The sequence below is a fragment of the Pseudomonas sp. MBLB4136 genome (assembly GCF_051904765.1).
GTDB lineage: Bacteria > Pseudomonadota > Gammaproteobacteria > Pseudomonadales > Pseudomonadaceae > Aquipseudomonas.
Window position 1 is genome coordinate 2,106,289 of the sequence record NZ_CP196713.1, and the last position, 17,770, is coordinate 2,124,058.

At 65.9% G+C, this 17,770-nt stretch carries 14 protein-coding genes; 13 read left to right on the plus strand and 1 reads right to left on the minus strand.

Annotated features, from left to right (window positions below; all coding sequences use genetic code 11):
* The first annotated feature begins 52 nt into the window (after positions 1–52).
* The 7 genes from ACSX1D_RS09720 (at position 53) to ACSX1D_RS09750 (ending at position 8,361) form a co-directional block, all read left to right on the plus strand.
* Complete coding sequence (locus ACSX1D_RS09720) at positions 53–1,462, plus strand: mannose-1-phosphate guanylyltransferase/mannose-6-phosphate isomerase (RefSeq protein WP_439862032.1); 1,410 nt, start codon at positions 53–55, stop codon at positions 1,460–1,462.
* Positions 1,463–1,760: 298 nt separating this feature from the next.
* On the plus strand, positions 1,761–2,783 hold the full coding sequence (gene galE, locus ACSX1D_RS09725) for a UDP-glucose 4-epimerase GalE (protein ID WP_439862033.1): 1,023 nt from the start codon (positions 1,761–1,763) through the stop codon (positions 2,781–2,783).
* Positions 2,784–3,302: 519 nt separating this feature from the next.
* Positions 3,303–4,136 (plus strand): UTP--glucose-1-phosphate uridylyltransferase GalU, encoded by an 834-nt coding sequence (gene galU / locus ACSX1D_RS09730; protein ID WP_439862034.1) that lies wholly within the window; start codon positions 3,303–3,305, stop codon positions 4,134–4,136.
* A gap of 206 nt (positions 4,137–4,342) precedes the next feature.
* Positions 4,343–4,780, plus strand: coding sequence for an REP-associated tyrosine transposase (locus ACSX1D_RS09735; protein WP_439862298.1), 438 nt, complete (start codon positions 4,343–4,345; stop codon positions 4,778–4,780).
* Between the two features lie 327 nt (positions 4,781–5,107).
* A complete protein-coding gene (locus ACSX1D_RS09740; protein ID WP_439862035.1) occupies positions 5,108–6,484 on the plus strand; it encodes a phosphomannomutase CpsG in 1,377 nt (458 codons plus the stop codon).
* A gap of 877 nt (positions 6,485–7,361) precedes the next feature.
* Positions 7,362–7,709 carry a VanZ family protein gene (locus tag ACSX1D_RS09745; RefSeq protein WP_439862036.1) on the plus strand — a complete coding sequence of 116 codons (348 nt, stop codon included), beginning with the start codon at positions 7,362–7,364 and terminating at the stop codon, positions 7,707–7,709.
* A 145-nt stretch (positions 7,710–7,854) separates the two neighbouring features.
* Positions 7,855–8,361 carry a hypothetical protein gene (locus tag ACSX1D_RS09750; RefSeq protein WP_439862037.1) on the plus strand — a complete coding sequence of 169 codons (507 nt, stop codon included), beginning with the start codon at positions 7,855–7,857 and terminating at the stop codon, positions 8,359–8,361.
* Between the two features lie 23 nt (positions 8,362–8,384).
* Here ACSX1D_RS09750 and ACSX1D_RS09755 read toward each other — a convergent pair whose 3' ends face one another.
* Positions 8,385–9,740 carry an O-antigen ligase family protein gene (locus ACSX1D_RS09755; RefSeq protein WP_439862038.1) on the minus strand — a complete coding sequence of 452 codons (1,356 nt, stop codon included), beginning with the start codon at positions 9,738–9,740 and terminating at the stop codon, positions 8,385–8,387.
* A 284-nt stretch (positions 9,741–10,024) separates the two neighbouring features.
* Between ACSX1D_RS09755 and ACSX1D_RS09760 the strand changes: the two genes are divergently transcribed.
* From ACSX1D_RS09760 to ACSX1D_RS09785, 6 genes are all read left to right on the plus strand, one after another.
* On the plus strand, positions 10,025–10,297 hold the full coding sequence (locus ACSX1D_RS09760) for a hypothetical protein (protein WP_439862039.1): 273 nt from the start codon (positions 10,025–10,027) through the stop codon (positions 10,295–10,297).
* Positions 10,298–11,301: 1,004 nt separating this feature from the next.
* Complete coding sequence (locus tag ACSX1D_RS09765) at positions 11,302–11,781, plus strand: chemotaxis protein CheW (RefSeq protein WP_439862040.1); 480 nt, start codon at positions 11,302–11,304, stop codon at positions 11,779–11,781.
* Entirely contained in the window at positions 11,768–13,315 is a 1,548-nt protein-coding gene (locus ACSX1D_RS09770; RefSeq protein WP_439862041.1) for a CheR family methyltransferase, read from the plus strand. Before ACSX1D_RS09765 ends, ACSX1D_RS09770 begins: the two co-directional genes overlap by 14 nt.
* Positions 13,300–13,908 (plus strand): chemotaxis protein CheW, encoded by a 609-nt coding sequence (locus ACSX1D_RS09775; protein WP_439862042.1) that lies wholly within the window; start codon positions 13,300–13,302, stop codon positions 13,906–13,908. Before ACSX1D_RS09770 ends, ACSX1D_RS09775 begins: the two co-directional genes overlap by 16 nt.
* A 5-nt stretch (positions 13,909–13,913) precedes the next feature.
* Positions 13,914–15,560, plus strand: a complete 1,647-nt coding sequence (locus tag ACSX1D_RS09780; RefSeq protein WP_439862043.1) for a methyl-accepting chemotaxis protein — start codon at positions 13,914–13,916, stop codon at positions 15,558–15,560.
* Between the two features lie 7 nt (positions 15,561–15,567).
* Positions 15,568–17,766, plus strand: a complete 2,199-nt coding sequence (locus ACSX1D_RS09785; protein WP_439862044.1) for a hybrid sensor histidine kinase/response regulator — start codon at positions 15,568–15,570, stop codon at positions 17,764–17,766.
* Positions 17,767–17,770 lie beyond the last annotated feature (4 nt).

The window sequence follows — 17,770 nt, forward strand, 5'->3', positions numbered from 1 at the left end:
CGCTTATTAACAGCAGCTCACTAAATCTATTTGACTCTGAAGGACCCTCTAAATGTTAATTCCGGTAATCATGGCCGGCGGTGCGGGCTCGCGCCTGTGGCCTTTGTCGCGCCAGCTCAACCCCAAGCAGTTCCTGCCGCTGGCCGACAGCGACCTGTCCATGTTGCAGGCCACCATCAAGCGCCTCGACGGGCTCGGCGCGGCCTTGCCGCGGCTGATCTGCAACGAGCAGCACCGCTTCCTCGCCGCCGAGCAGTTGCGCGTGCTGGGCATGGAGCAGGCCAACATCCTGCTCGAACCGGTGGGCCGCAACACGGCGCCGGCCATCGCCCTGGCGGCGCTGCAGGCGAGCAGCGAGGCCGACGATCCGGTGCTGCTGGTGCTGGCGGCCGATCACCTGATTCAGGACGCCGCCGCCTTCCAGGCCAGCATCCAGACGGCGCTGCCGCTGGCCGAGGCCGGCAAGCTGGTGACCTTCGGCATCGTCCCCACCCACCCGGAAACCGGCTACGGCTATATCGAGCAGGGCGCCGCGGTGGGCGAGGGCGGCTTCGCCGTCAGCCGCTTCGTCGAGAAGCCGGACCTGGCCACGGCGCGGGATTACCTGGCCTGCGGTAACTACTTCTGGAACAGCGGCATGTTCATGTTCCGCGCCAGCCGTTATCTGCAGGAGCTGGAATGCTTCCGCCCGGACATTCTCGCGGCGTGTCGCCAGGCCCTGGCCGGCGGCTCGCAGGACCAGTACTTCACCCGCGTGGACGAGACCGCCTTCGCCGCCTGCCCGGACGACTCCATCGACTACGCGGTGATGGAGAAAACCGCCGACGCGGTGATGGTGCCGCTGGATGCCGGCTGGAGCGATATCGGCTCCTGGTCGGCGCTGTGGGACGTGAGCGCCAAGGATGCCGTCGGCAATGTATTCAAGGGCGATGTGCTCGACCAGAGCAGCCGCAACACCTATGTGCACGCCGACAGCCGCTTGGTGGCGACGGTGGGGGTCGAGGACCTGGTGATAGTCGAAACCAAGGACGCCGTGCTGGTGGCCCACAAGGACCATGTGCAGGACGTGAAGAAGGTGGTCGAGCGCCTCAAGGGCGGGGCGCGCAACGAGCACATCAACCACCGCGAGGTGTACCGGCCCTGGGGCGTGTACGACTCCATCGATAACGGTCATCGCTATCAGGTCAAGCGCATCACCGTAAAGCCGGGCGCCAAGTTGTCGGTGCAGATGCACCACCACCGCGCCGAGCACTGGATAGTGGTCAGCGGCACCGCCCAGGTCACCAACGGCGATAAGAGCTACCTGGTCACTGAAAACCAGTCCACCTACATCCCCATCGGCCAGGTGCACAGCCTGGAAAACCCGGGGGTGATCCCGCTGGAGCTGATCGAGGTGCAGTCGGGCTCGTACCTGGGCGAGGACGACATCGTGCGCTTCGCCGACAAGTACGGCAGGACGTAAGGCAACCGCTTTGGTTCGCGGTGACCGCCATCGCGGCGAGGGCGCCGCTCCTACAGGACTGATCGAGGTTTCTCGTGGGAGCGTCGCCCCCGGCGCGAGCTTTTTTAATGACCAACACGATTCCGATGGTTGCCGGCGTTGATGCGTCGGCCTGCCTGCAATCGCCATCGCAGCGAGGGTCGGATCGCCGCCCGGCCGCTCCTACAGGACGGGCTGCGCTTCGGTGTAGGAGCGCTCGGGCGGCGATCTGTGCCCACGGCGCGCGCTTTTTCTTGTCCCTCTGAATGGATGCTGACTTTTGACTGAAAAAATTCTGGTAACCGGCGGTGCCGGCTATATCGGTTCGCACACGACCCTGGCGTTGCTCGAAGCCGGGTTTGAGGTGGTGGTGCTGGATAACCTGAGCAACAGCTCGGCCGAATCGCTGCGCCGGGTGGCGCAGATCTGCGGCCGGGCGCCGGAGTTTGTTGAGGGTGATATTCGTGATCGTGCTCTGCTGCGCAGGTTGTTCGCCGATCACTCGATAGATGCGGTGCTGCACTTTGCCGGGTTGAAGGCGGTGGGCGAGAGCGTGCGCAAGCCGCTGGACTACTACGAGAACAACGTGACCGGCACCTTGGCGCTCTGCCAGGCCATGGCCGCCGCCGGGGTGTTCCGCCTGGTGTTCAGCTCGTCGTCCACGGTGTATGGCGAGCCCGCGCAGATGCCCATCCGCGAGGACTTCCCCACCGGCGCGCCGACCAATCCCTATGGCCGTTCCAAGCTGATGGTCGAGCAGGTGCTGGGCGATCTGGCCGCATCCGAACCGCGCTGGAGCGTGGCCCTGCTGCGCTACTTCAACCCGGTGGGCGCCCATGCCAGCGGGCTGATCGGCGAGGACCCCAACGGCATCCCGAACAACCTGGTGCCCTATATCAGCCAGGTGGGCGTCGGCAAGCTGGCGCAGTTGTCGGTGTTCGGCGGGGATTACCCGACCGAGGACGGCACCGGGGTGCGCGACTACATCCATGTGGTGGACCTGGCGGCGGGGCACCTCAAGGCCCTGCAGGCGATTAGCCAGCGTAGCGGGGTGAACGTCTGGAACCTGGGCACCGGCATTGGCTACAGCGTGCTGCAGATGGTCCAGGCATTCGAGCAGGCCAGCGGCAAGCGGGTGCCCTATAAGGTGGTCGGTCGCCGTCCGGGAGACATCGCCGAATGCTGGGCCGACCCGTCCAAGGCCGCCCACGAACTCGGCTGGAAGGCCGAGCGCGGGTTGTCGGAGATGATCGCCGACACCTGGCGCTGGCAGGTGCGCAATCCGCAGGGGTATGCGCAGTAGGTCCCATCGCGCTCGGGTCGCGCCTACGTGATTGACGGCGCATCGGTGTGGGAGCGGCGCCCCCGCCGCGAGCTTTTCTGAATGACCCACACGACCCCGATGGTTGCCGGCGTTGGCGCGCTGGTGTGCCTGCTGCCACCATCGCGGCGAGGACGCCGCTCCTACAGGGGTGGCTATTTGTAGGAGCGCCGCCCCCGGCGCGAGCTTTTGTTTTGCTTTTGGTTTTTCGTGCTGGTTGCGTTTATTGGCTGGCCTGCGGCCCGCATCGCAGCGAGGGCGCCGCTCCTACAGGGGTGGCTATTTGTAGGAGCGCCGCCCCCGGCGCGAGCTTTTGTTTTGCTTTTGGTTTTTCGCGCTGGTTTCGTTTATTTGGCGGGCCTTTGGCCCGCATCGCGGCGGGGGCGCCGCTCCTACAGGCAGACGCTGTTGCAGCGGTGCGCCGTGCCCTCGGCCCGAGCTTTTGATTTTTTGTTTCCCATAGGCCGCTTGTGGCCTCATTCGCAATAGCCAAGGTACCTCATGATTCGCAAATGCCTGTTCCCCGCTGCCGGTTACGGCACCCGTTTCCTGCCGGCCACCAAGTCCATGCCCAAGGAGATGCTGCCCATCGTCAACAAGCCGTTGATCCAGTACGGCGTCGAGGAGGCGCGGGATGCCGGGCTGCAGCAGATGGCCATCGTCACCGGCCGTGGCAAGCGCGCGCTGGAGGATCACTTCGACATCAGCTACGAGCTGGAGCACCAGATTCGCGGCACCGACAAGGAGAAGTACCTCACCGGCACCCGCGAGCTGATCGACCAGTGCACCTTCTCCTACACCCGCCAGGTGGAGATGAAGGGCCTGGGCCACGCCATCCTCAGCGGCCAGCCGCTGATCGGCGACGAGCCCTTCGCCGTGGTGCTGGCCGATGACCTGTGCCTGAACCTCGGTGGTGACGGTGTGCTGGCGCAGATGGTCAAGCTGTACAAGCAGTTCCGCTGCTCCATCGTCGCCATCCAGGAAGTACCGCGCGACCAGACCAGCAAGTACGGGGTGATCGCCGGCGAGATGATCCGCGACGACATCTACCGGGTCAGCCACATGGTCGAGAAGCCCAAGCCGGAGGAGGCACCGTCCAACCTGGCGATCATCGGCCGCTACATCCTCACCCCGGACATCTTCGACCTGATCGCCGACACCGAGCCGGGCAAGGGCGGCGAAATCCAGATCACCGACGCGCTGATGAAACAGGCCCAGAGCGGCTGCGTGCTGGCCTACAAGTTCAAGGGCCAGCGCTTCGACTGCGGCAGCGCCGAGGGCTATATCGACGCGACCAACTTCTGCTTCGAGCGGTTGTACAAGCAGGGGTTGTAGCCGGTGGGGGATGACGCGGGCGCTGGCGCCTCTGGGGGCGATGCTACAGGGGCGTGTGGATTGTGCTTCTCTGTAGGAGCGCCGCCCTCGGCGCGAGCTTTTTATGGCGGTAAATGCGGCGATCCGTCGGACGGCGCTCCGTCGGACGGCGATCCGCGCCCCCGGCGCAAGCTGCTGGTTCTATGGAAGGGAGTTCCATGATGATCATGAGCAAAGGAGCTGCTAACCGGCTGCGCAAAGGCCGCCATTCCCAGCCTGGGCAGCTCTACCTGGTCACCACCGTGACCCGCGAGCGCCAGCCGGTTTTCGCTGAGTTTGCTTGCGCCCGTTCCTTGGTTCAGGTGTTACGCGCGGAGTCCGCACTGGGCAGCGCCGAAACCCTGGCCTTCGTGGTGATGCCGGATCATCTGCACTGGTTGTTGCAATTGCAGCAGGGCTCGCTGTCGGCGGTGGTGGGGCGGGTCAAGTCGATTTCCGCGCGGCGCCTGGGCAGTGCGGTCTGGCAGGCGGGCTTTCACGATCGGGCCATCCGCCGTGACGAAGACCTGCAGGCGGTGGCGCGCTATGTGGTCGCCAACCCGCTACGCGCGGGATTGGTGGCCGGTGTGGGGCAGTACCCGCATTGGGACGCCGTGTGGCTGTAGGGCGGAAATCGCGTTGCCATTCGGATCGCTTCGCGGCGGGGGGCGGAGCGCCGCCCGACGGATCGCCGCCCGGCCGCTCCTACAGGGGAGAGATGGGCTCGGCGTAGGAGCGCCGCCCCCGGCGCGAGCTGTTGGTTTTGTTTCTGTTTTTTGCGCTGGTTGCCTTCATTTGGCGGCCCTGCGGCCCGCATCGCGGCGGGGGCGCGGTACGCCGCCCGGCCGCTCCTACGGGGCGATACCCTCGGCGCGAGCTTTTTCTTCCTCGGTTATTCGTTATCAGGCCGCGTTCGCTGCCTGTTCTTTCGTTCTGCAAAGAGTTTCTTTCCGATGAGCACACTGACCTGTTTCAAGGCCTATGACATTCGCGGCCAACTCGGCACGCAGCTGGATACCGATATCGCCTACCGCATCGCCCGCGCCTATGCCGAGTGGCTCAAGCCCAGGCGCGTGGTGCTGGGTGGGGACATTCGCGCCACTTCGCCGGCGCTGAAGAGCGCCCTGGCCCTCGGCCTGCGCGATGCCGGCGTGGAGGTGCTGGACCTGGGCATGGTCGGTACCGAGGAGGTGTACTTCGCCACTTGGCACCTGGGCGTGGATGGCGGCATCGAGGTGACGGCCTCGCACAATCCGATCGACTACAACGGCTTCAAGCTGGTGCGCCAGCAGGCCCAGCCGATCAGCCAGGACAGCGGCCTGCAGGCCATCCGCGAGTTGGCCGAGCGCAATGACTTCGCGGCGCCTGTCGCCGAGCTGGGTGCCTACCGCGAGGTGTCCACCCGCGCCGCCTATGTCGAGCACCTGCTGAGCTACATCGATGTCCGCGCGCTCACGCCGCTGAAGCTGGTGGTCAACGCCGGCAACGGCGCGGCCGGGCCGGCGCTGGATGCCATCGAGGCCGCGTTCCAGGCACGCGGCGTGCCGGTAGAGTTCATCAAGATCCAGCACGAGCCGGATTGCACCTTCCCCAATGGCATCCCCAACCCGATGCTGCTGGAAAACCGCGAGGCCACCCGCGCCGCGGTACTGGCGCATGGCGCGGACATGGGTATTGCCTGGGACGGCGACTTCGACCGCTGCTTCCTGTTCGACGAGCAGGGCAACTTCATCGAGGGCTACTACATCGTCGGCCTGCTGGCCGAGGCCTTTCTGCGCAAGGAGAGCGGCGCCCGCATCATTCATGACCCGCGTCTGACCTGGAACACCCTGGACATCGTCGAGCAGAACGGCGGCGTGCCGGTGCAGTGCAAGGCCGGGCATGCCTTCATCAAGGAGAAGATGCGCGAGGTCAACGCCATCTACGGCGGCGAGATGAGCGCCCATCACTACTTCCGCGACTTCGCCTACTGCGACAGCGGCATGATCCCCTGGCTGCTGGTGGCCGAACTGCTGTGCACCCGCCGGCAGCCGCTGTCCGAGCTGGTCGGCGAACGCATCGCTGCCTTCCCGTCCTCGGGGGAGATCAACCTCAAGGTGACCGATGCGGCCGATGTGCTGCACCGCATCGAGTCCATCTACGCCGACGATGCACGCCTGGTGGACTTCACCGATGGCCTGAGCGTGGCGTTCAGCAACTGGCGCTTCAACCTGCGTGCCTCCAATACCGAGCCGGTGATCCGCCTGAACGTCGAGAGCCGCGGCGACGAGGCGCTGATGCAGCGCAAGACCGAGGAATTGCTGAAGCTGATTGGCGGAGCGCGCGCTTGAGACTTGCGGTCAGTTGGTGCCATGGCCATCGCGGCGAGGTCGCCGCTCCTACAAGGTCGCGGTGGTGAGTTGCATGCTATGTAGGAGCGCCGCCCCCGGCGCGAGCTTTTTTGAATGACCAACACGATCCCGATGGTTGCCGGCGCTGTTGCGTCGGTGTGCCGGCAATCGCCATCGCGGCGAGGTCGCCGCTCCTACAGGCTCGCGGTGGTGAGTTGCATGCTATGTAGGAGCGCCGCCCCCGGCGCGAGCTTTTTTTGAATGGCCAACACGATCCCGATGGTTGCCGGCGCTGTTGCGTCGGTGTGCCGGCAATCGCCATCGCGGCGAGGTCGCCGCTCCTACAAGGTCGCGGTGGTGAGTTGCATGCTATGTAGGAGCGCCGCCCCCGGCGCGAGCTTTTTTGAATGACCAACACGATCCCGATGGTTGCCGGCGCTGTTGCGTCGGTGTGCCGGCAATCGCCATCGCGGCGAGGTCGCGGATCGCCGCCCGGCCGCTCCTGCAAGGTCGCGGTGGTGAGTTGCATGCTATGTAGGAGCGCCGCCCCCGGCGCGAGCTTTTTTTGAATGGCCAACACGATCCCGATGGTTGCCGGCGCTGTTGCGTCGGTGTGCCGGCAATCGCCATCGCGGCGAGGTCGCGGATCGCCGCCCGGCCGCTCCTACAAGGTCGCGGTGGTGAGTTGCATGTTATGTAGGAGCGCCGCCCCCGGCGCGAGCTTTTTTTGAATGGTCAACACGATCCCGATGGTTGCCGGCGCTGTTGCGTCGGTGTGCCGGCAATCACCATCGCGGCGAGGGCGCCGCTCCTACAGGATCGCGTTGGTGATGCGGCTCAACCGCGCAAATATTGGCTCCATTGATGGATATTCCGCTTGAAACCTACGTTCTTCGTTGTCTGCTGTGCGCTGATGCTCTACGGCCTGTTCCGCCCGCAATCACCGCCGGATTTGTTCGAGCAGTCGGACAAGGCCCTGCACCTGCTGGCCTTCGGCGCGCTGGCGCTGAGCAGTCGCCTGGCCTTCGACCGGGTCGCCGGCTGGTGCTTGTGGGGCGTGCTGTTTGCCCTGGCGCCGCTGCTGGAATGGCTGCAGCTCCTCGTGCAGCCGGTGCGTCAGTTCAGCCAGGACGACATCCTGGCCAATGCCCTCGGCGTACTGCTGGCGCTGTTGGCCTGGCTGACGTGGCAGGCGTTGCGCAGCCGTTTGCGCCTGCTGCGTTAAGGGCAATGGCCAAGGGCGAGCTGATGGCATATTGCCGCCAGATTGCGGGTCAGCGACCTACACTGAACCTGAGGGCGGATTTGCGGAGAGGGTGAGTTGATGTAGGGAGCCGCTCGAGGCGCAGTACCCAGCGAGCGTGGCAGTGATGAATCTCGGGTCGAGAAGTACTGAAGTAGAGAACCCGTGGGCGGTCGTTAGCCGTCTGAGCGTCTGGCAAGACCACCTGGCCCGTGTTGGCTTGCGCCAGCATGTGTTGTGGTTGGTGCATTTTCCCGTTGGCGAGGCGGCGCGTTCGTGTCTCGCCTGCGCACGCGCGACGGCGCTGGCCGGCAGGCACTGTGAGTACCTGCCGGCGAGGTTTCAGGCGGCGCCGTGCCTGCTGGTGCTGGCGGCAGCCTTGCTACTGCCTGGCTGTGCAAGCGAGAGCGCGCCGCCCGGGATCATTCGTGACGATGTGCTGATCCATGTGCGCCTGGTCGATCAGATCGAATACAAGCCCGGCACCGAAGCATTCGGCCTGGCGCGCTGCGCCAATGACGTGTGCGTGCTGGAGATCCTGCGAGATCGATACCCGTTCTGCCTGCAGCATGAGATTCGCCATGCGTTTGAGGGCGACTGGCATCCGGATCGGGAAACCCTGGACGATTGCTGAGTGGTCCGCTGCGGTTGCCTGGTTCAAGCCAGCGCGGTGCTGCGCTGGCGCTTGTGGCCATGGCTGCCGGCCAGGACCGCTATCGCACAGAGCACCACCAGGGTCGCGGCGTTGGCCGGGATCTGCAGGTTGAAGTCGGTGCTGGAGTGGATCAGCAGGGCGATGATGCCCATGGCCGCGCCGAAGCCGACGCCGCTGCGGTACACCGACTCTCGTCGCCACAGGGCGCGCAACGCTTGCCACAGGGCCAGCAGCAGGAAGGCCGCGAGCGGCAGCAGGCCGAGCAGGCCGAATTCGATGGCGAACTGCAGGTAGTCGTTGTGGGCGTGGTCGAAGTGCAGGCGGATGTCCTCGCCGGGATACTGCGGGAACACCGCCTCGAAACTGCCGGCGCCCTGGCCCAGCAGGGGCCGCTCCTGCAGCAGCGGAATGGCGTAGCCGAACACGTCGTCGCGCACCTCGTTGGCCTGCTGCACCACTTCGCCATTGACCACCACGTCGTTGAGGCGGGTGTTGAGCAGGCGATCCTTGAGCTTCTCCAGGCCGAAGTACTGGCTGATCACCAGCACGTCGATGAGCACGATGCTGGCCAGGATCAGGCCGTTGCGCAGGCGGTGTTCCTTGTTCAGCAGCACGAACAGGCCACCGACCAGCAGCAGGCTGGCGAAGAAGCCGGTGTTGCCCATGCGCGAGTGGGTCATCACCAGGGCGATCACCATCACCACTAGGGCCAGGCGCAGGCGCGCCTTGGCGCCCATCAGCAGTTCCAGCAGGTTGACCCAGCTGAAGGGCCGACCGTCGCGCAGGGCCAGCAGCAGGCCGATGCCGCAGGCCAGGGTCATCTCCAGGTAGCCGGCCAGGTGGTTGCGGTTGACGAAGGTGCCGGTGGCGTCGCCGAGGTAGCTGGTCTTGGGCGTCAGCAGCAGCCACTCCACCCCGGACAGGGTCATGAACGCGCCCCAGAAGGCTTGCAGGGTGCCGCTGACCACCAGGGTGCCGAGCAGCAGGCTCAGGCGCTTGCGCGTGTGGCACAGGCTGACCACCAGCAGGAACAGCAGGCTGTAGGCCAGGCCGAGCATCAGGTACTGGAAGGTCGCGCCGTTGTCCATGCTCAAACCCGCCAACCACTGCACCGCCACCCAGCCCTGGGCCAGCAGCAGCAAGCCCAGCAGGGGCAGGGCGGCCTTGAGCTGGCGCGCCGGCGGTAGCGCGCCGCGTAGCTGGCCGATCGCCCAGAGGCTCCCCAGTCCGCCCATCAGCAGCACGAACAGCCCCACGGCCCAATCCCGGTTGCTGCCCAGCGGCAAGGGCAGCCAGACCAGGGTGAACAGCAGGGTGGCCAGCAGGAAGCGATCGAGGCGGGTGGAGGAGTTGGGCATGGGCTGGGCTATCCCTGGCGGCGAGCGGGTACGTGACGATTTCGCAGGGGCGCATTGTAGGGGCATCGGCTCCAGGGCTCTACGTTATAAAACTCGCCGCTGTCGGGGCCGGGCCGGTCTGCGCCGGGGACAGCTGTTAGCAACTGTCAGCCTGCCTCGCGTGGCGCCGTATACGCTGCTCAGGTCGCGCTATGCAGACTTCTATCAATTGGCTGCAGCGACCGCAGGCGCAGCGCAAATGTTGCCATTGCGTCGACTCAATCACTTGGCAGGGATGGCCGCTCATGACCCCTAAAGAGCAACAAATCACCGAACTCATCACGCTGACTTCGCGCAGCATCACCCACCTGACGGCTACCTTGACCATGCTGTCCTTCGACCTGCTGCGCGGTGAGGACAAGAACCTGCGCGGCGGCGGTTCGCGCATGCTCGAGAGACTCGAGGCGGTGAGCAAGGAACTGGATCAGCACTGGAAGCTGATCGCCGAACTGAATGGCGAGCAGCCACCGCACCGCGACGATGCGGTGGAAGAGGTGCTTATGCAGCTGGTGAAGTAAGTCGTCTGCAATTACTCCCCGGGAAGCTGTTCAGCTTCCCTCATCGCTCAAGCTGGTCGGACTTCCAGTTGGCCACTCGTCGGAAGGCAATGCCGTGGGCGCTGCTCGACCCGAGCGCTCCTTTCTCCTCCTGTGCCGTCCTGGCGGACCTTGAAGCGCTGCCAGGCCTCGGCAACGCCACTATCAAACCATCAAACTTTCGCTTCGGCCCCGGATTATTGCTGGGCGGCTCCATCGTCTCAGGCAAGCGTCAAGGACGCGCTTTTCCTGTGCTTGAGGGCGGCTGACGAACACAGTTCTGCTGGTCAACTTGGGCCGCGCTTATTGAGGGTTAAAGAAGCGCTTGGCCTGACTCTGTGCGGCTGTTTTTCCGAATTTATTTATCTGTATAGATATATTCTGGCACGTTCGTTTTATTAACTTCGTTTGTTATAAATTGTCAGCCTTCTGGCGTGGCTGGGCGTCTACATTAGGGCCACGTGATGGCTGCGCCGGATGTGTGCCCATTCGCCCCGCAATAACAAGATCAAGACTCAGAAGTTGCGCCGACCTGGCCCTTCCTAAAAGGGCGGCTGGATGCCTCTTGCGTGACGGGCAGGGGACGGAGGTGTGACGATCCGAGTTGCGTAGTATGTCCGGCACTTCAAGGTTTAATTGAAATCGCCTGTCGCTCGATAACCGCAGTCTTGTGCAAAACGCACTGATATTGGTCGCAAGCAGCGCCTGTGACCTGTAATGGTGCATGAGCGAACTTGAAAGTGCTGGGCGTTATCCCGCGCGAGTTATTTGATCGTCGTTGCAGGCTAACTAATATATTCGTGTGAACTCACTGTGTTAAACGTATTTCATCAAGCCAGCTTGTGCCGGTTTCTCGCATGGAGGCAGTTCAAGTTTTCTTGCTCGAAAAATCGGCGACGAGCATTCGGTAATTACCACAAGTTATTTGCGGATATTCGTTCTCTAGAACGTTTCGGCCTCCAATCGCTGGTGGCAAGGGCTGGTTTGTGAAAGATAACTTGGTGTTGCCGTTCCGCTTGTCCGGCCAACACTTGGCCGTGGCCCTCGAGCAGGTGGTGCGGGTGCTGCCGGCATTGCGCAGTACCCCCTTGCCCGGCGCGCCGGAGTCGATCTGTGGCTTGGCCAACGTCCGTGGCCGGTTGCTGCCCGTGGTGGACCTGGCCCGGCGCTTTGGCTGGCGCGCGCCCGCCCTCGATCTGTGGCAACCCTTTATCTGGCTGCGCAGCAGCAAGCGTGAACTGCTGCTGCCGGTGGAGCACGTGGAGGTCGTGAGGGCCTTCGCGACCGGCGACTTCACCGCGGCCCCGGACCCGCGGGTGCCTTCCAGCCTGCTGCGCGGGGTGGTGCGCAGCGCCGAGGGACTGCTGCTGATCCAGGACGTCGAGCAGCTGCTCAGTGATAGCGACGAAGCGCAGTTGGTTGAGCTGCTCGACAACCGGGAGGGCTCGCTCGATGTTGCGCGCTGAGGCGAGCGTTTCCCCGCGCCTGTTGGCGGCGCTGAGCCAGAAGGTCTTGCGCCACCTGGGGGCGGACTATTCCGGCGCGCGGCAGGCGGACCTGTTGCGCCGCCTGCAGTTGCTGGCCCTGGAGCGGGAGGTAGCGGATTTCGACAGCTGGCTGCAGGAACTGGCGTTCGCCGAGTGGGATGCCGGCCAGGTGCAGTCGCTGATCGCTGCCTTCACCGTTGGTGAAACCTATTTTCGCCGTGATGCCGAGGCCTTCGAATGGCTCGCCAGCCAGCACCTGGCGCCCTTGCTGGAGCGTCGGCGGCGCGAGGGGCGACGTCATCTGCGCCTGTGGAGCGCCGGCTGCTGTACCGGGGAGGAGGCCTACGGCCTGCTGTTCCTGGTCGACGAACTGCTCGGCAGCGAGCGCGGGCAATGGACGCTGGAACTGGTTGCCAGTGATATCAACGCAAGCTTTCTCGCCCGTGCCGAGCAGGGGCTCTATGGGCGCAACGCCTTTCGCAGCAGCGAGGACGATTTCCGCACGCGCTACTTCCAGGCCGAGGGGCGTCTGTGGCGGGTGCGTCCGGCCTGGCGCGAGCGCATCCGTTTCGTCCAGTACAACCTCGCCGACGCCGCCCAGGCACCCGCCCTGGCGGACGCCGATGTGATTCTGTGCCGCAACGTGCTGATGTATTTCACCCCGGGGCGGGCGCAGGCGGCGCTGCGCCGACTGCTCGGCAGCCTGAGTGGCGACGGCGTGCTGCTGCTGAGCGCCGTGGAGGCCGGGCTGGCGACCCAGGCCGGCCTGCAGGGCCGCTGGGCCGGCTGCAATTACGCGCTAGCCGCCAGGACGCGGCAGTCGCCCTGGGCTCACAGCCCGGCTTCGCCAATTCGCGCAGCGCTGGCCGCAACGCCGCGCGCCAGCCTGTCCGCCCCGGTGGTTTCCCTTCCAACCCAGAGGCCGCGCTCACTCATTACTGCGCCACGCGCCGAGACGCGGAGCGCCACCGAGAGCGCCGAGGCCAAGGCTGAACGCCACTGGCAACAGGCCACCCAGGCCCAGGCGGCGGGTCAGCACGAGCAGGCCCGTGCGGCGCTGACGGCCTACCTGAACTGTGCCGGACCGAGCCGTGCGCAGCAGCACCAGGCCTGCCTGGCCATGGCGCGCAGCTGGGCCGATCAGCTGCAGTTCGAGCCGGCAGGGGAGTGGCTGCAGCGCGCGCTCGCGCTGGATGCAGCCTCGATATCGGCGTACTGGCTGCAGGCCCTGCTCGCGCAGCAGCGCGGCGACCACCGCCAGGCCCTGCTGGCGCTGCACAGGGCCTTGTATCTGCAGCCGGATTTCATCCTCGGCTACTTCCTGCGTGCCCGCCTGCTGCGTGCCGACGGCCAGTCGCGCGCCAGCCAGAAGGCCTTGCAGGTCTGCCGGCAACTGCTCCTGGGTCAGGACCTCCAGGCCCTGGTTCCTCTCGGCGACGGCCTCAGCTGTGCGCAACTGCTGCGCCTGTGCGATCAACTAATGGAGGACTCGACGGGATGTCCGAGCCTGTGAACGACGACCCACGCTGGAGCCAGATCCATCGGCGCCTGGCCCGGAGCGAGCTGCGCCTGGCCGCCGGTTTCGCCGTGGATGCCGAGGAGCGCGATGCGCGCCTGCTCGAACGCACCCGGCAATGGGCGCAGCAGGTGGAGCCGGAGCAGGTCGAAGGCTGGCTGGAGGTGCTCACCTTCAACATCAGTGGCGAGCTGTACGCCATCGCCAGCGCGCATGTCGCCGAGGTGCTGCCGCTGCCCCATTTCACCCCGTTGCCGGGCACACCTCCCTACGTGCTGGGCATCGTCAACGTGCGTGGTCATATCGTCTCGCTGCTCGATTTGCGGGTGTTGTTCGAACTGCCGCTGAACAGTCTTTCCGACAAGAACTTCCTGATGATTCTGCGCGGACCCGAGACGGAGTTCGCGCTGCTGATCGACCGGGTCCTGGGCATCTCGCGGATCCACCGCGACGCGCTGCAGACCGAACTGGCCAGCCTGACCGGGGTGCGCGCCGCCTACCTGCTGGGAGTCACCGCCGAACAGTGCACGGTACTGGACGGCGAGCGGCTGCTGGGCGACCCCAATTTACGTGTGATGGACGAGGATTAGTGGCGATGCAAAGTGTGATGACCCGAGCCTTCAACCTGGGGATCGGCAGCAAGCTGATCGCCGCCTTCGCCGCGCTGATCCTCGGCTTCGGCATCCTGCTGTTCGGCAGCCTGGAGCGCTTCGCCAACCTGCAGGACATCGAGCAGCAGCGGTTCCAGGAACACTATGGGCGGGTCTCCGATGTCAAGGAGCTGCGTCTTAATCTCGCTGCCCAGCGCACCGACCTGATGCGGGCGATCATCGAGCAGGCGCCGGCCGAGCTGCAGGGCATAGAGGACGGCATCCGCCAGCGCAGCGCGATCAACGACCGCCTGGTCAAGCGGTTGCAGCAGGCTGCCAGCGACGATCAGGCGTTCGCCGAACTGTTCGACGAGCTGCTGGTGGTCCGTGAGGCCATGGCGCAGACCCGTGCCGAGGCGCTGACGCTGATCCGCGCCGGTGCCTACGAGCAGGCGCGTCTGTTGAGCCTGGGCGTGCAGCTCGAGCGCATGCAGCGGATTCACGATCTCGGCGTAGAGCTGTCCGAACTCACCGACCGGCGGGTCGCAGCGGCCGTGAAACGTTCGCGCCAGGCCCTGGAGGCCCAGCGCGAACGGGTATTCAACTGGAGCCTGCTGCTGGTCGGCATCAGTGCCGTGCTGGCCTGGCTGCTCAGCCGGCATATCGCCAGGCCGTTGGCACGCCTGACCGGCTGGGCCGAGCGTATCGGCCGTGGCGAGATCCCCCAGGGCATTGTCGCCGGCACCCGTCAGGATGAAGTGGGGCGCCTGTCCCTGGCGTTCGTCGACATGAGCCAGTACCTGCGTGAACTGGTACAGGAGATGAACGAGGGCATCACGGTGCTGGCTACGTCCAGCGAGCAAATCCTCGCCGCCGCCAGCCAGGTGGCCACCAGCACCCAGGAGACCGCCACCGCGATCAGCGAGATCGTCACCACGGTGGAAGAGGTCAAGCAGACCGCGGTACTCGCCGGCAGCAAGTCACAGACGGTGGCCGAGAGCACCGAGCGCACCCGCCAGGTGGCGCTGAACGGCCGTGAGGCGGTGGAGGAGTCGCTCAAGGGTATGGGGCAGATCCGCGAGCAGATGCAGGCGGTGGCGGAAAGCATCATGACCCTGGGCGAGCAGAGCCAGACCATCGGCGAGATCGTCGCCTCGGTGGGCGACCTGGCCGAGCAGTCCAACCTGCTCGGGGTCAACGCCTCGATCGAGGCGATGAAGGCCGGCGAGGCGGGCAGGGGCTTCTCGGTGGTGGCTCAGGAGGTCAAGGCCCTGGCCGACCAGTCCAAGCAGGCCACCGCCCAGGTGCGCAGAATGCTCGGCGAAATCCAGAAGGCCATGACCAAGGCGGTGCTGCTGGCCGAGCAGGGCAGCAAGACGGTGGAGAGCGGCTACGCGCGCGCCCAGTCCAGTGGCGACGCGATTCGCACCCTGAGCAGCAACATCGAAACGTCCAGCGAGGTGGCGCTGCAGATCGCCGCCACCAGCCAGCAGCAGCTGGTCGGCATGGACCAGATCGTCACAGCCATGGCCAGTATCCGCCAGGCCAGCCAGGACAACGTCGGCGGTACCCGTCAGGTCGACCTGGCAGCGCGCAACCTGCATCAACTGGGCCTCAAGCTGCAGGGCCTGGCGAGTCGTTTCAGTCTGTGAGCCGCCCATGAGCCTGGATCGCAAGGCACTGCAGGAACGTTTGCTCGACAGCTTCCGGATCGAGGCGGGAGAGCGCCTGGCCGTGCTCGCCGACACCCTGGCCAACTGGCGCCAGGCGGGGGCCAGCGGCGACTCCATCGAGTCGCTGTTCCGCGAAGTGCACAGTCTCAAAGGCGCCGCCAGGGCCGTGGGCCTGGCCCCCATCGAGCGGCTCTGCCATGCCTGGGAGAGCCTGCTTAGCGCCGCACGTGGTGGATTACTCGAGTTGACGGCGGAGCGAGTCGAACTGTGCCGGCACGCCCTGCGCCTGGTGCAGCAGTTACACCTCGGCGAGAGTGTCGAGGCGGGCGCACCCGAGCAGTTCTGCGAGCGCTTGGAAAGCGCCGCGCGCGGCGAGGCGGTCAGCCTGCCGGCGGCTGTTCCAGCCGCCGTGGCGCCGCCACAGGAGCCGGGAACGGTGAGGGTTTCGGCTCGGCGCCTGGACAACCTGCTGTTCCACAGCGAAAGCCTGCTGCAGCTCAAGCTCGAGGCCCAGGCCCATGCCCGCCGCCTGCGCGAACACGCCGCCGCCTTCGAGCCGCAGCGCGGCAAGCGGTTGCTCGGCGCCGGCAACCTGAAACGCCTGCACGCCCAGCTCGACGAGCTGCCGCTGGCCAGTCGCGACGCCCTCAAAGGGGTGCTCGACTACCTGAACTGGAGCCAGGCGCAGCTCGATCAGCTGCACTTCGAGTCGATCCATCTGGCCAAGGCCGGGCAGCACCTGGCGCAAGGCCTGAGCCAGCTATCCGAGGCCCAGGCCGGCGAGCTGCAGGCGGTGCTGCTGCTGGCCGGCAGCACGCTGGTGGAGGGCCTGCCGGCGATGGTCCAGGACCTGGCCAGTCAGTCCGGCAAACGGGTCGAGCTGCAGGTGCGCGGCACCGACTTGCAGGTCGACAAGCGCATCCTCGACGAACTGCGCACGGTACTCACCCACCTGCTGCGCAACGCCGTGGACCACGGCCTGGAGTCGCCCCAGCGGCGCGAGGCCAGCGGCAAGCCGGTGGTCGGGCTGATTCAGGTGGACTTGCTGCAGGAGTCGGCGGATCGCTTCGAACTGCGCGTGCAGGATGATGGTGGCGGCATCTCGGCGGCTTCGCTCAAGGCCAAGGCCGTCGCCGCCGGGTTGCTCACCCCGGAGCAGGCCCAGGCGCTGAGCGAGGCGGAAAGCCAGCGGCTGATCTTTCGCTCCGGGCTGTCGACCAGCGCGCTGATCACCGACCTGTCCGGGCGCGGCCTGGGCATGGCCATCGTCCAGGAGGTGGTCGAGCGCCTCGGCGGGCGCATCGAGCTGCAGTCCAGCCCCGGCCAGGGCACCTGCTTCCACCTGCACCTGCCGCTGAGCCTGTCGACCTTCCGCGCGGTGATCGTGCGCAACGCCGAACGCACCTTCGCCATACCGGCACTGGCGGTCGAGCGCTGCCTGCGCCTGCCGGCCGGTGCGCTGAAGAACCTGGAGAACCGCCCCTCGCTGGCCCTCGACGGGCGCGTTCTACCGGTCTGGGCCCTGGCCGACGTGCTGGGCCTGAGCGACACGGCGCGCAGCGGCGACGAGCTGACCCTGCTGCTGCTCAAGGTGCGCGGCGAGCCCTTCGTGCTGCTGGTCGACGAGCTGCTCGGCGACCAGGAGATCACCGTGAAGAACCTCGGCAAGCAGCTGCTGCGGGTGCGCAACCTGCTGGGCGCGACCCTGCTCGGCGACGGCCAGCTGGTGCCCATCCTGCATCCGGGCGATCTCTACCGCAGCGCCCTGAACGTCGGCGCCGGCAGCCTGCAGCGCCGCGACGGCGAGGCGCCCGGCGCCACGGCGCAACGCTTGCTGATCGCCGAGGACTCGTTCACCTCGCGCGGCCTGCTCAAGGCCATTCTCGAGGGGGCCGGTTACCAGGTCACCACCGCCAATGACGGGCTGGAGGCCTGGAACGCCCTGAAGCAGGGCGCGTTCGACCTGCTGGTGTCGGACGTGGAGATGCCGCGCGTGGACGGCTTCACCCTCACCGCGCGGATTCGCGGTGACCGTGAGCTGGCGGAACTACCCGTGGTGCTGGTGACGGCGCTGCACTCGGCCGAGGACCGCGCCCGCGGCCTCGAGGTCGGGGCCAGCGCCTACCTGGTGAAAAGCGGTTTCGAGCAGGACAGCCTGCTCGACGCGATTCGTCGTCTGATCTGATTGG